Annotated in this window: 18 protein-coding genes; all 18 read right to left on the bottom strand. The window is 37.7% G+C overall.

Features of this window, described 5'->3' with window-relative positions; translation table 11 throughout:
• Positions 1-11: 11 nt before the first annotated feature.
• Complete coding sequence (locus tag H9655_RS19220; protein WP_191816874.1) at positions 12-1,037, bottom strand: DUF916 and DUF3324 domain-containing protein; 1,026 nt, start codon at positions 1,035-1,037, stop codon at positions 12-14.
• A 76-nt stretch (positions 1,038-1,113) separates the two neighbouring features.
• On the bottom strand, positions 1,114-1,782 hold the full coding sequence (locus tag H9655_RS19225) for a WxL domain-containing protein (protein ID WP_191816875.1): 669 nt from the start codon (positions 1,780-1,782) through the stop codon (positions 1,114-1,116).
• 426 nt (positions 1,783-2,208) lie between these two features.
• Positions 2,209-3,642, bottom strand: coding sequence for a spore germination protein (locus tag H9655_RS19230; protein ID WP_191816876.1), 1,434 nt, complete (start codon positions 3,640-3,642; stop codon positions 2,209-2,211).
• A 299-nt stretch (positions 3,643-3,941) separates the two neighbouring features.
• Positions 3,942-4,334, bottom strand: coding sequence for a 30S ribosomal protein S9 (rpsI, locus tag H9655_RS19235; protein ID WP_191816877.1), 393 nt, complete (start codon positions 4,332-4,334; stop codon positions 3,942-3,944).
• Between the two features lie 22 nt (positions 4,335-4,356).
• Complete coding sequence (rplM, locus tag H9655_RS19240; RefSeq protein ID WP_191816878.1) at positions 4,357-4,794, bottom strand: 50S ribosomal protein L13; 438 nt, start codon at positions 4,792-4,794, stop codon at positions 4,357-4,359.
• 203 nt (positions 4,795-4,997) lie between these two features.
• Entirely contained in the window at positions 4,998-5,759 is a 762-nt protein-coding gene (truA, locus tag H9655_RS19245; RefSeq protein WP_191816919.1) for a tRNA pseudouridine(38-40) synthase TruA, read from the bottom strand.
• A gap of 9 nt (positions 5,760-5,768) precedes the next feature.
• Positions 5,769-6,566: an energy-coupling factor transporter transmembrane component T family protein gene (locus tag H9655_RS19250; protein WP_191816879.1), complete on the bottom strand. Its 798-nt coding sequence runs from the start codon at positions 6,564-6,566 to the stop codon at positions 5,769-5,771.
• Positions 6,566-7,432 (bottom strand): energy-coupling factor ABC transporter ATP-binding protein, encoded by an 867-nt coding sequence (locus tag H9655_RS19255; RefSeq protein ID WP_191816880.1) that lies wholly within the window; start codon positions 7,430-7,432, stop codon positions 6,566-6,568. Before H9655_RS19255 ends, H9655_RS19250 begins: the two co-directional genes overlap by 1 nt.
• The gene (locus tag H9655_RS19260) at positions 7,408-8,247 is read right to left on the bottom strand and encodes an energy-coupling factor ABC transporter ATP-binding protein (RefSeq protein WP_191816920.1); all 840 of its coding nucleotides are present in this window, start codon (positions 8,245-8,247) and stop codon (positions 7,408-7,410) included. Before H9655_RS19260 ends, H9655_RS19255 begins: the two co-directional genes overlap by 25 nt.
• A 478-nt stretch (positions 8,248-8,725) precedes the next feature.
• Positions 8,726-8,896 carry a hypothetical protein gene (locus H9655_RS19265; protein ID WP_191816881.1) on the bottom strand — a complete coding sequence of 57 codons (171 nt, stop codon included), beginning with the start codon at positions 8,894-8,896 and terminating at the stop codon, positions 8,726-8,728.
• A gap of 954 nt (positions 8,897-9,850) precedes the next feature.
• The gene (gene rplQ / locus H9655_RS19270) at positions 9,851-10,213 is read right to left on the bottom strand and encodes a 50S ribosomal protein L17 (RefSeq protein WP_191816882.1); all 363 of its coding nucleotides are present in this window, start codon (positions 10,211-10,213) and stop codon (positions 9,851-9,853) included.
• 51 nt (positions 10,214-10,264) lie between these two features.
• On the bottom strand, positions 10,265-11,209 hold the full coding sequence (locus H9655_RS19275; RefSeq protein WP_095371199.1) for a DNA-directed RNA polymerase subunit alpha: 945 nt from the start codon (positions 11,207-11,209) through the stop codon (positions 10,265-10,267).
• A 170-nt stretch (positions 11,210-11,379) separates the two neighbouring features.
• Positions 11,380-11,769, bottom strand: coding sequence for a 30S ribosomal protein S11 (gene rpsK / locus H9655_RS19280; protein ID WP_095371200.1), 390 nt, complete (start codon positions 11,767-11,769; stop codon positions 11,380-11,382).
• Positions 11,770-11,791: 22 nt separating this feature from the next.
• Positions 11,792-12,157: a 30S ribosomal protein S13 gene (gene rpsM / locus H9655_RS19285; protein WP_095371201.1), complete on the bottom strand. Its 366-nt coding sequence runs from the start codon at positions 12,155-12,157 to the stop codon at positions 11,792-11,794.
• A 21-nt stretch (positions 12,158-12,178) separates the two neighbouring features.
• Complete coding sequence (gene rpmJ, locus H9655_RS19290; protein WP_003156543.1) at positions 12,179-12,292, bottom strand: 50S ribosomal protein L36; 114 nt, start codon at positions 12,290-12,292, stop codon at positions 12,179-12,181.
• A gap of 35 nt (positions 12,293-12,327) precedes the next feature.
• Entirely contained in the window at positions 12,328-12,546 is a 219-nt protein-coding gene (gene infA, locus H9655_RS19295; protein WP_095371202.1) for a translation initiation factor IF-1, read from the bottom strand.
• A 295-nt stretch (positions 12,547-12,841) separates the two neighbouring features.
• Positions 12,842-13,588, bottom strand: a complete 747-nt coding sequence (gene map, locus H9655_RS19300) for a type I methionyl aminopeptidase (RefSeq protein WP_191816883.1) — start codon at positions 13,586-13,588, stop codon at positions 12,842-12,844.
• Positions 13,585-14,238 (bottom strand): adenylate kinase, encoded by a 654-nt coding sequence (locus H9655_RS19305; RefSeq protein WP_191816884.1) that lies wholly within the window; start codon positions 14,236-14,238, stop codon positions 13,585-13,587. The genes map and H9655_RS19305 overlap by 4 nt, the downstream gene beginning before the upstream one ends.
• Positions 14,239-14,278: the final 40 nt, after the last annotated feature.

Genomic DNA, 14,278 nt, shown 5'->3' on the forward strand with positions numbered 1-14,278 from the left:
AGGATGGCACGTCATTGTTTCTCTGATTCACTTTTTTTGTGTTTTTTTATAAAAAAACCTAACAAAATAATCACCATTAAAATGATTAACCCAAAAATAATAAAGTAGAGATAATGATTATCCTTTTCTACCTCAAAGACTATGTTCTCGTTTAGGTTATTTGCCGTCTGACTATCAATAGCAAACTCTTCAGAAAACTCCCAAGTATGTTCTCCTGAACTAGCAGTCATTTCTAATCGATAATTTCCTGGTTGAATTTCTTGACCATCAAGGGAAAGGCCATAATCAAAATTAGAATTTGGCGCCATGATCATATTTTCTGAATGATTTTCAATATATAGATGATCTTCATAGTAAACTGTTGAATCGATTGAAAGGCCACCTATTATTGTAGGAGTTGGATTTTGAAGATTTACTTCAATTACAGGAAAAGTATTTCTTGAATCAGCAATAATCTGTTTCAAGACAAGATTTGGGGTAACAGGAGAATCACCAACTCTTAATACAATAGCAATACTATTAGATACTTTATTTTTCACCTGTAACGCTTCATCCGTTGATTCTTCATCATCACTTTCAACATAACTATAAATGCCGCCCAATAATCGACCTTCAAATGCCTCCTCAGGCATACTTATTTGGATAGGTACGCGAATCTTAGAGTTTGGAGGAACAACATATTTCTCTTTTTCTAAAGTTGCAATTTCACGAAAATCAAACAGAACTGACTCGTCCAATTTAGGTTCTAAATTAGAATAATCGATCGTCCCTCCATCACTAGTCGTTGCAGGAGTGATATGAATGAAATAGTTCTTCTCTTCAGAACTACTATTATCTAACTCAACTTCAATCGTTTGTTTTTGCCCAGGAACCATCATGAGATCAAAATAACCAATATTATCTTGAATTTGATTATCTGGAATAATTGCTTTGATCTGAGTTGTCCCTTCACCATTTGCTTGAACCATGATTGTTGGGATACCAACTATAAAAAGGATTGAAAAAAGGATTGAAAAAGTTTTTAATAGTTTTTTCATAAATAGGGTCTCCTATAAAAATAAGAGAGTACATTCATACCCTCCTAATATAATGGTTTATTTTCATTACAGTAAATTATTCAGTTGGTCCACTGGAAATTGTCCATTCAAGTTCAGCTTCATAAGATCCAGCACTTACACCAGCCGGAACCGTTAGTGAAATGTTTTCATTTGTTTCATTTTCTGTGTAGTAAGTAGATAACCATGTGCCTAGTCCATCACCCGCATCTTGAGTTGAAAGGATGTTTTGAGCAGCATCTGTAATAGTTATATCACTTGCAACAGGTGCATTAGAACTATTTTCACCAACAGATTTGACAGTAGCATTTTGGAAAGTTAATAACCCCTCAAAAGAATTTGTTCCATCCGTGAAACCTTGTGTCATCTTTACAGCAACATTCCAACCATCTGAATCCGCACCTCTTTGCTCCGTAACTTGTAGGTAGGGTAGTTGATTGTTTGCTTCATAAGTTTCTTGTTGTGTAGGTACTGTGTGCAAACCAAATTCAGCTTTAGGAACAACATCTACTGTTAATGGACCTACTTGAGTAGTTGGGATAATATCGTTGTTATTTCCATCTTCACCTTTTTCTCCACCAGGTTCATTAGGGTTAGTAGTATTCATTTCAAACTCCACAGTAGCAGGAGATTCAAATGGTTCCTGGACCTCAGCTGCAAAAGCTGTCTGAGAAACGAACATACCCCCTAATAAAACACCAGCTATACCCAAAAATTTAAACTTCATCAAATAACTCCTCCTCATTTTTTGTCTACACAAAAAATGTTAGCATAATAAATCCATTATGGTCTTATCAATAAATGACCGTATTTTCTTATATATTGAACATATTAGGAATGACTTACCTTATTAAACTATTTTTCTAATATTATTCCTTACACTGATATATATTTTTTAAAAAATCGTATTCATAATGGCTTTTTATGGTTTAAAAACTAAATTCTTATCATTTTTACGTTCAAGTTTTTCTATTTCTTGTTCGCAAATTAATAAAAAAATGAAAAATAAATAAATGAATAATTGTATTTCTGAATTTTTTACCAACATTTAACCATAAAAAAACAACCTTAAGTGATAAATAAAAAAAGCCCCTCTATTGAGAAGGGCTTTTTTCAACATTTAAAAATAAAATTTTTTCACTTTGATAATTTTTCAACTATTATTATCAGGATATGTGTGCTTACTATTTATTAAAGACTGTAAATCACCTCTATAAAAAGTATCCTTTAACTCTCGATATCTAAAAGGGATTAATGGTGAAAGATAAGGGACTCCTGCCGACTTGAGATTTACCATATACAATATGAGAATTGTTGTTCCAACTATTAAACCAGTGAACCCCCAATAAAGAGCAATGATTAAAAAAAGAAAACGTAATGTTGCTATTGCATTAGACAACCCTCTATATACAATAAGAAAACTGGATAAAAAAGTAATTCCTATGGTAATTAGACTTGCCGGGTGAATAATTTTAGCTGTAACTGCTGTCTCACCAATTACAATAGTTGCGACTAATGAGATAAGAATAATTGCACTTTTAGGAATTCGAAAAGAAGCATCTGTAAGTATTTTTAATAAAAACATTAAAAAGATCATTTCCCAAAATGCAGGTAGTATTTCGCCATCAGAAAATAATGATTTTACAACCTTCTTAGAAAATTCATCTTGATGGAATTTTTCTAAGGTAAGGTATATTGCAGGCAAAAATACAGATAAGAAAAAACCAAATAGGCGAATTAACCGAGTTGTAAAACGTCCTGTTTTAAAATAATAATCATCGGGCGTTTGAAAAGAATCTATAAATAAGGTTGGTGTTATAATAGCTAAGGGTGTACCATCTACAATAACGCCCACCCTTCCTTCATACAAAGCTGACGCAAGAACATCAGGGCGTTCGGTTGACTTATTTAAGTTAAATAAGTTTTTCTTTCCTTCAATTAGATCGTCAATCACCCGTGCTTCTAATATGTATTTAACTGAAAGATTTCCTATACGAGTTCGAACCTTTTCTAGTATTCCTTTATCGACGATTCCATTCATATAAACAACTGATATTTGTGTTTTTGAAATTACTCCAATCTCTTTATTTTCTACACATAGATTAGGCGATTTTATAATTGAGCGTAACATATTTATATTTGTTTTAAGCTTTTCTGTTAAACCAATAATTGGTCCTTGTGGTACACGTTCACCTTGAGCTTCTTCCAGACTTCTTTCTTGCCACATTGGCGCATCTATAATGATTCCAGTGTCATGATTTTCAAATAAAATAGTCGTTTTACCATTAACAATTGCATCTGTTATTTCATTATATTTTGTACACATATTGATATTTGTTGATTCAATTACTTCAGTAATATAATTTATTATTTGTTCTTTTTCAGAAGTTTTTTTATTAAGTAATGGTTTAACCACAAAATCCTGTATTGCGTCCGAATCGACAATACCATCAATATAAATCATTGCAGCATATTCTTTCTTTTCTATACCTAACTTAAACTTTTTCACTACTAAATCTGATGTATTATTAAATACTTCCTTAATATGCCGAATATTATCATCAAGATTTCTTTCGATATTTTCCACTTCTTTTCTCACCACCAGATAAAGTATCTAGACCTATTATGTGAGTAGCTTATTTTATTTATTCTTGTACAACCATCGAATACAAGTTAAAATCTTCCCTCCTCTAGTGGCAAGCATTAAAGAAGTACAATCTAGGTTGGGACATAAAGACATTTAAAAACAATATCTCAAAAAACCGCTGAAAGCTTCCTAAATTCATGAATTAGAATAAATCAGGTCAATATTAGGTTAGAAGCTCTTTTTTGCATCAAAAAAAGACCCTTGAACAAAAATGTTCGAGGGTCTTGAAACGTTGGTAATTAACGTTTTGAGAACTGAGGTGCACGACGAGCGCCTTTAAGACCGTATTTTTTACGTTCTTTCATACGAGCGTCACGTGTTAATAGTCCAGCGCGTTTTAGTGTTGGACGGTATTCTGGATCAGCAAGAAGTAACGCACGAGCGATACCGTGGCGGATTGCGCCAGCTTGACCAGTGTATCCACCACCTTTAACATTTACAAGAATGTCGTAGCTTCCTACTGTTTCAGTAGCTACTAGTGGTTGTTTAACAACTTCACGTAAAGCTGCAAACGGGATATATTCATTGATGTCACGACCATTGATAACGATTTTACCGTCGCCAGGGACTAAACGTACGCGAGCTACTGAGCTCTTACGGCGACCAGTACCAGTATATTGAACCTGTGCCAAGTTAATAACCTCCCCTAATTAATTATCCACGAAGTTCGTAAACTTCTGGTTGTTGTGCTTGGTGAGCATGTTCGCTACCAGCGTAAACATGTAATTTTTTAAACATTTGACGACCAAGAGAGTTCTTTGGAAGCATGCCTTTAATAGCAAGCTCTAACATGCTCTCAGGGTAGTTTGTACGCATTTCATTAGCAGTTCTAGTTTTTAAACCACCAGGGTGCATGCTGTGGCGGTAGTAAATTTTATCAGTAAGCTTCTTACCAGTTAACTCGATCTTAGAAGCGTTCAAGATAATTACATGATCACCAGTATCCACATGTGGTGTAAAAGTTGGTTTATGTTTACCACGTAGAATTGATGCTACTTCACTAGCAAGACGTCCAAGAGTTTTGCCTTCAGCATCAACTACGTACCATTTACGTTCGATATTGTTTGCATTCGCCATAAACGTTGTACGCATCGGTTTTCCCTCCTAAATTAAATCCATCATAATCATTTTTGGTTTCATATATTCTTACACAATAAGATTCCGGGGCTTATCGTGGTTTTAATTATAATACCATATGCTATAATATAACTTTACCAGCTGATTGTCAAGTCGATGTTACACCAGGATTAGTTGTTTTAAGATTTTTTTCTCATAAATCCTGCAAAGGACGCGTTCTACCTATCATTAGCAATATTTTCTTCATAATAGACTTGCCATAAATACAGGCCATGACCAGGTGCCGTTTTCCCGGCATAAATACGGTTTTTCTTCGCTAATATCTCTTCTATTTCATAGGGCTCACGCTCACCCTTACCGACTTCAAGTAACGTTCCCATTAAAATGCGAATCATATTATAAAGAAATCCATTACCAACAAAACGGAACAGTAACTCATTCCCATCTTCCTCAATATAAATACCGTGGATGGTACGCACGCGATCTTCCACCTCAGACCTTGCTGAACAAAAGCTCGTAAAGTCATGCTCTCCTAATAAATACGGAATTGCTTCACGCATACGCTCGACATCAATCGGAAAAGAATACTGATAAGCATAATGCCGCAAAAAAGGATTGCTTTTCTTCGTGCGTATTAATCGGTAGCGATACTCCTTACCTATGGCATGATATCGTGCATGGAAGTCCTCTGCTACATATGCCGCTTCTTCTACTACCACATCATTCGGCAGAATAGAATTCAAAGCAACCGGCCACCGCTCTGCAGGCAGTTGCAAAGGACTATCAAAATGGATCACTTGACCCACCGCATGGACACCAGCGTCCGTGCGGCCAGAAGCAACTACTTTAACCTCGCTGCCCTTATGCAGCTTCGTAAGTGCTGATTCTAGTTCACTCTGGACAGTCCGTTTATTGGGTTGTACTTGATAGCCTGCAAAGCCTGTGCCATCGTAGGCGATAATACATTTGATTCTCATAATCGGCCCTCTTTATGTTCTAAATATAATTAACAATATCGTTAAAGCTAAAAGCAATAACAACATCAATGTATCGATACCACTCCACACAAGCTTACGATACCTTGTCCGGCCATCGCCACCGCGATAACCACGTGCTTCCATTGCCGTAGCAAGCTCCTCTGCCCGTTTAAATGAACTCACAAACAACGGGATCAATAGTGGAATGATGGCCATTACACGGTCTTTTACAGGGCCTGAGGAGAACTCCACCCCTCTTGCTGACTGTGCCTTCATAATCTTATCTGTTTCCTCCATAAGCGTCGGAATAAATCTTAAAGCGATAGACATCATTAGAGCGAGCTCATGGACTGGAAACTTCAGCTTCTTAAGTGGGCCTAACAAGCTCTCTAAACCGTCTGTAATCGCAATAGGAGCGGTTGTTAACGTTAAGATGGATGTGATTAAGATTAATAGGAAAAAGCGTAAAGAGATGAAAATCCCTTGTCTCAAGCCTTCTTCATAGACTTTAAACCATCCTAATTCAAAAATAACCGGACCTTCTCTTGTTAAAAAGATATGCATCAAGAACGTAAAAATAATCAAAATGAAGACGAGTTTTAAGCCACCAAATACAAAGCGCATCGGCACCTTCGACATCGCTAGCATTAATAAGGTATAGACAACAAGTGCACCATACGTAATCGCATTATTAGCGAGGAAAACAACACATACGAATAAAAGAACGATAAGGAGCTTGGAACGCGGGTCCATGCGGTGAATCACTGAGTCAGCTGGAACATAGCGTCCAAAAATCATTTTTTCCATCATTATGCTTCACCTCTCTTTAAAAAGCGAGGCATTTCTTGACTGATTTCCTCAATTGTTAAACAAGTTTTAGCAAACTTATGGCCGAATGTTTTCTCTAGCTTTTGCTGGAATTTCACTACCTCTGGTACGTCTAAGCCCATTTCTATCAGTTGCTCTGGGTCAGAGAAAATCTCGAGTGGAGTCCCCACCTTATAAACTTGACCTTTATGCATAATAGCAATCTTATCTGCATAGCGTGAGGCATCCTCCATACTATGGGTTACAAGTATTGTAGATAAATTCCGCTCTTTATGAAGCTGATAAAACATATCCATAATTTCTTTGCGGCCACGGGGATCTAAGCCTGCTGTTGGTTCATCAAGCACAATAACATTAGGTTGCATCGCTAATACACCCGCAATGGCTACTCGGCGCATTTGCCCACCCGAAAGATCGAACGGTGATTTTTGTAAAATCGACTCATCTAAGCCTACTTGTTTAATGGCTTCATGCGCGCGTCTTTTTGCTTCTTCTTCATTTACACCGAAATTCATCGGACCAAAACAAATATCTTTCTCTACAGTTTCTTCAAATAATTGATGCTCAGGAAATTGAAAGACAATCGCTACTTTTTGGCGTACCGCTTTTAAGTCTTTCTGTTTCTTTTCAGAAGTAATCGTTCTCTCACCAATCACAACTTCGCCCGCTGTAGGTTTCAGTAATGCATTTAAATGTTGTAGGACGGTCGATTTCCCAGAACCAGTATGTCCTATTAAAGCGAGAAATGTGCCAGATGGAATATCTATAGACACATCTTGAATCGCTAATCTTTCAAATGGCGTATTGACTTGGTAGCGATATTCTACATTTTTGAGTGAGATGTCCATAATTCTTCCACCAATTCTTCTTCGGATAAATGATGCTTAGATACTGGGATATTTAAAGCTTTTAACATTTTGCTCATTTTCACAGGGAACGGAATATCGAGTCCTAACGAAATCAACTCTTCATCTAATTGAAAAATATCTTCCGGACTACCTTCTCGATAAAGCTGTCCCTTATTCATCACAATCATGCGGTCAGCCTTTGCTGCTTCCTCTAAATCATGTGTGATGGATATAACAGTCATTTCTTGTGATGCTTTTAACTGTCTAATTGTCTCTAACACCTCTTCACGACCACGCGGATCTAACATAGAGGTCGCTTCATCCAAGACAATGATATTTGGCCTAAGCGCTAGAACCCCTGCAATGGCCACACGCTGCTTTTGACCACCTGATAAATGGTGCGGCTCTTGATCAAGAAACTCTTCCATTTTCACACTTTCCAGCGCGTCATGGACACGCTTAATCATTTCTTCTCTCTCGATGCCGTGATTTTCTAAACCAAAAGCCACATCATCCTGTACAGTAGTACCAACAAACTGATTATCGGGATTTTGAAAAACCATCCCAATTTTATCTCGTATGTCCCAAACCGTTTCTTCTGATAGCAGCAAATTATCTACCGTAATACTGCCTTCTTTCGGGAAATTCAAGCCATTTAAAAGCTTAGCCATCGTTGACTTCCCTGAACCATTATGGCCAACAATCGCCAACCATTCCCCTTCATATATATCAAACGTCACATCTTTCAACGCATAATCCGCATGCTCATCATATTTAAAAGAAAGATTCCTTATCTGCACGAGGGAATTCTTCATACTCATCTACTCCTCTCCAACCTCTGCTACTCTCAACTCTACTAAAAACAAACCTAAAAATCTAACGTCTAAATTTTATTAGAAAACTGACCGATTGGCAAGCCTGTGAAGGCAATGACAGAGGTCTAGTTGCTCTTATACTTCGTTTTTTCTTGGAACCTGCCTCATTAGCTATTCTTCTTTCCTTGTTAAAACATAAGCGCTCTGAAGTGATTGAAAACTGGACGATATGATTGGCAAGCCTGTAAAGCTACAACTGGATTCTACTGCTTTTTTTACTATTTCTAATGCCATTGTATTTTTCTAACCTAGCTGAAACTTTGTTTCCTTCTTGTGTGCGCTTTTCCGAGTTGCCCACTCTTCTTATCCTTGTTTCTTACTCTTGTGTGCGCTTTTCCGGTTTACCCACACTTCTCAGACTTGTTTCTTACTCTTGTGTGCGCTTTTTCGGTTTACCCACTCTTCTTATCCTTGTTTCTTACTCTTGTTTTCCGGTTTGCCCACACTTCTCATCCTTGTTTCTTACTCTTGTGTGCGCTTTTCCCATTTGCCCACACTTCTCAACCTTGTTTCTTACTCTTGTGTGCGCTTTTCCGGTTTGCCCACTCTTCTTCTCCTTGCTTCTTACACTTGTGTGCGCATTTCCCATTTGCCCACACTTCTTATCCTTTTTTCTTACTCTTGTGTGCGCATTTTCGGTTTACCCACACTTCTCAGACTTGTTTCTCATACTTGTGTGCGCATTTTCGGTTTACCCACTCTTCTTCTCCTTGCTTCTTACACTTGTGTGCGCATTTTCGGTTTACCCACTCTTCTTCTCCTTGCTTCTTACACTTGTGTGCGCATTTCCGGTTTACCCACACTTCTCAACCTTGTTTCTTACTCTTGTGTGCGCATTTCCGGTTTGCCCACACTTCTTATCCTTGCTTCTTACACTTGTGCGCGCATTTCCAATTGCCCACATATCTTACGCTTATTCCCCACACTTATGTTCGTAATTCCAATTTGCCACCAACACAATCATATTTGTGTTTCCATCCGCTTGTGACCCTATTTAGGCTTGGCTCATTTCCTCAAAATCTCGCATTTTGTTGAACTTATAAGACACAAGAACTTTCAATCTGGCTCTGGCGATTTATCCTTTATTTTCCCATTAACTCAAACACTTTAGTCTCTTATCCTTTTTACACAAATCCTACCAAACATAATTAATTAGATATAATAAAAAAGCCGCCACTATTGATGGCGAGCTACTATGTGTATGGAGTTTTATCTTATCTGCATTATCTCCATAACAAAGGCTCGTTAACAATTGCCTTGCAATGGTAGTTTTTAAAAAAGCCTGCATCCTCATCCAAGTAATACAGGCATTCCTGTATGGACGAGTAAAGCACATGGATGAAGATGCAAAGAGCTAGACGTCACACCTCAATCTTACGGGTGTCCATCGTAACACTCAAAATGGTTTTGCTCATTGGCTTTAGGGGTATCCCTATTTAAAGAAAGAGGGCATTGAATAAGTTCCAATGAAACCATTCAGGCGCCCTCAATCTGCACATGAATCCCAAAGGTTAGGTTATCCTAATCTTAGAAGATACGTTTATTATACTAATTCGATGATTACCATTGGTGCTGCGTCGCCACGACGAGGACCGATTTTCATAATACGAGTGTAACCACCTTGACGCTCTTCATAACGAGGAGCAATATCACTGAACAATTTTTGAACAGCATCTTGGTTTTTCTCAGCATCAGCTACTTCATGACGAACAAATGCAGCTGCTTGGCGACGAGCGTGAAGGTCTCCACGTTTACCAAGTGTGATCATTTTTTCAACTACTGAACGAAGTTCTTTAGCACGAGCTTCAGTTGTTTCAATACGCTCATTGATGATTAAATCTGTTGCTAAGTCACGTAACATCGCTTTACGTTGAGCGCTAGTACGTCCTAACTTTCTGTATCCCATGAAAGTTTCCCTCCTTTGTTGAAGTCATTAAAGGCTAGATTTAAAAGACAATCAGTCGTCTTTACGCAAACCTAATCCAAGCTCTTCTAGTTTATGTTTTACTTCCTCTAGAGACTTCCTACCTAAGTTACGTACTTTCATCATATCTTCTTCAGTTTTATTAGCTAACTCCTGAACAGTATTGATGCCTGCACGTTTTAAGCAGTTGTATGAACGAACAGATAAATCTAGTTCTTCAATTGTCATTTCAAGGACTTTTTCTTTTTGGTCTTCTTCTTTTTCAACCATAATTTCAGCATTTTGAGCTTCATCAGTTAAACCAACAAAGATATTCAAATGCTCAGTTAAGATCTTCGCTCCAAGTGCAACTGCATCTTGAGGGCCAGTACTTCCGTCAGTCCAAACATCAAAAGTCAATTTATCAAAATTACTCAATTGACCAACACGAGTATTCTCAACTTGATATTGTACGCGTGAAACTGGCGTATAAATAGAATCAATAGGAATAACACCGATTGGTTGATCTTCTTTTTTGTTTTGAACAGCTGGTGTATAACCACGACCACGTTTAGCAGTTAGACGCATATGCAAATGACCATTTGAACCAAGAGTAGCAATATGAAGATCCGGATTAAGAATCTCTACATCACTATCATGTGTTACATCTGCAGCAGTAACTACACCTTCGCTTTGAACATCAATTTCTAATGTTTTTTCTTCATCAGAATAGATTTTCAATGCAAGCTTTTTAATGTTTAAAATGATAGATGTTACATCTTCTACGACGCCTTCAATTGTTGAGAACTCATGAAGTACCCCATCAATTTGGATCGAAGTGACAGCGGCACCTGGGAGTGAGGATAATAGGATACGACGTAAGGAGTTACCCAAAGTTGTTCCATATCCACGCTCAAGTGGTTCTACGACGAACTTACCATACTTAGCATCATCGCTGATCTCAACCGTTTCGATTTTTGGTTTTTCTATTTCGATCATCAAAATACACCCTCCTTCAAAACGTCGAAACCCCGGCTTGTTAACCGAAATTCCCCCATGTATACGTTCCCGTTTTGTGCACAACAACTGGAATAATAAATACTGTATAATTCATTTACTTTGTATCATATCCCATTATAGACAGGGATTCAAAAGTTTATACAGATTAATTATACACGGCGGCGTTTTGGTGGACGACATCCGTTATGTGGTACTGGAGTAACGTCTCTGATAGCAGTAACTTCTAGACCAGCAGCTTGTAATGCACGAATAGCAGCTTCACGACCTGCACCAGGTCCTTTAACTGTTACTTCTAAAGTTTTCATACCATGTTCCATAGATGCTTTCGCAGCTGTTTCAGCAGCCATTTGCGCAGCGAAAGGAGTCGATTTACGAGAACCTCTGAATCCTAGCGCACCAGCACTTGACCAAGAAAGAGCATTACCATGAGAATCAGTGATAGTTACGATTGTATTATTGAATGTTGAACGAATATGTGCAATTCCGCTTTCAATATTCTTTTTGACACGACGTTTACGTGTATTAGTTTTACGAGCCATTTTAAGAACCCTCCTTTACCGATTATTTCTTTTTGTTCGCTACAGTCTTACGAGGACCTTTACGTGTACGAGCATTGTTTTTAGTATTTTGTCCGCGAACAGGTAAGCCACGACGGTGACGAAGACCGCGGTAGGATCCGATTTCCATTAGACGTTTGATGTTAAGTGATACTTCACGACGAAGGTCACCTTCAACTTTTAATGAATCGATTTGCTCACGAATTTTGTTTAATTCATCTTCAGTAAGATCGCGTACACGAGTATTCTCGTTTACACCAGCTTCTGCTAGAACTTTTTGAGCAGTTGTTTTACCAATACCATAGATATAAGTTAATGAGATTACTACACGTTTTTCACGTGGTACATCTACACCTGCAATACGTGCCACTATATGCGCACCTCCTTCAAATTAGCCTTGTTTTTGTTTATGTTTAGGGTTTTCACAGATAACCATTACTTTACCTTTTCTGCGGATGACTTTGCACTTTTCGCAGATCGGTTTAACTGATGGTCTTACTTTCATTATCCTAACCTCCTTAGTAGTATGGAGTGCAATGATTATTTAAAACGATAAGTGATTCTTCCGCGAGTTAAGTCATAAGGAGAAAGCTCAACTGTTACTTTATCCCCTGGTAAAATACGAATGAAGTGCATGCGAATTTTACCGGAAACATGAGCTAAAACTGTATGACCGTTTTCTAATTCTACCTTAAACATTGCATTTGGCAAAGTGTCTATGACTGTGCCTTCTACTTCAATTACATCATCTTTCGCCACTAAACAAGTCTCCCTTCCATAAAATCATATACGAAATACATCAAATGCTTTCCCAAGCATGTAGATTCTTTGCTAAAAGGTTCGCAGAATAACACATTCGGACATTCCGATACATAATCTCATAGGTCGCGTAATCAATGCAAGCTTTATGAGCTAATAATCATCTTACTCAAAACAAATGATTTTAAACATATACACAACAACCTTCTGATTATAACATAAAAAGAGTTTGACGTCTCCTTATAGTAAAAAGAAAAATGAGTTAGAAACGGAGTATTTTAGAAAAGTTTTACTGTTATTTTACAGTAAGTATTTCATAACCAGTTTCAGTAATCGCTATTGTATGTTCGAAATGGGCACAACGCTTACCATCGACTGTTACGACTGTCCATTGATCAGATAGCGTTGATACATATCTACTACCGATATTTACCATCGGTTCAATCGCTAATACCATACCTGGTTTTAATAGAGGCCCTTTATTCGGGGGACCAAAATGTGGAATCTGTGGTTCCTCATGTAAGTCTTGCCCTACCCCATGTCCGACATATTCTCGTACAATGGAAAAGCCTTTGCCTTCCGCATATGTTTGGATTGCATGAGAGATGTTCGATAAGCGTACACCTGGCTTTGCTTGTTTTAAGCCTTCATATAATGACTGCTCAGTAACTTCAAGCAACGCTTTTGATTGTTCATCAATTGCCCCTACTGCGTAGGTCCAGGCAGAATCACCGTGATAACCGTTATATTTTGCACCTATATCAATACTGATGATATCACCATCGTTTAAGCTATTATCATCAGGAATCCCGTGAACTAGCTTTTCGTTCACAGATGTACATATACTACCTGGAAATCCGTTATATCCTTTAAAAGATGAGACGGCACCACATTTGAGAATAAAATCCTCAGCAAGACGATCTAATTCTCTTGTCGTTATTCCCGGAGTGATATGCTTTTTTAATTCCTCATGTGTTAAAGCGACAATTCTACCAGCTTCTCGCATAATATCGATTTCACGCTGAGTTTTGCTTATGATCATGATTGTAAGCCTCTTAAAAGACTATCTAGATCAGTAAATACTTTACCAATTTCTTGTTGACCGTTAATGTTACGTAAATAGCCTTTATTTTCATAGAAATCAAGCAAAGGTTTTGTTTGCTTAATGTTTACGTCAAGTCTATTTTTAACAGTTGCTTCATTATCATCTTCGCGTTGATATAATTCTCCACCACAGCGGTCACATTCGCCCTCTTTAGCTGGAGGATTAAATACAAGATGATATGTTGCCCCACAAGATTTACAAATTCTGCGGCCAGTTAGCCTTTCCATCAAAATCTCTTGATCAACATCAATATTAATAACGTAATCAATTTTTCTTGATAGATCAGAAAGAATATTTTCTAAAGCATCCGCTTGAGCAACGGTTCTAGGGAAACCATCTAAAAGAAAACCTTTTTCGCAATCGGGTTTACCAAGACGTTCTCTAACAATACCAATTGTTACTTCGTCTGGCACAAGTTCACCTTTATCCATAAAAGATTTTGCCTCTAAACCTAGAGCAGTTTCTTCTTTAATCGCGGCACGGAACATGTCTCCAGTAGAGATATGCGGAATACCGTACTTTTCAACAATTCTTTCTGCTTGTGTACCTTTACCGGCACCAGGGAGCCCCATTAATACAAGATTCAAGTGAATTCCCCCCTATTCTATTAGGGTTTGAGGGAACAAT

The organism is Cytobacillus stercorigallinarum (genome assembly GCF_014836495.1).
GTDB classification, from domain to species: domain Bacteria; phylum Bacillota; class Bacilli; order Bacillales; family Cytobacillaceae; genus Cytobacillus; species Cytobacillus stercorigallinarum.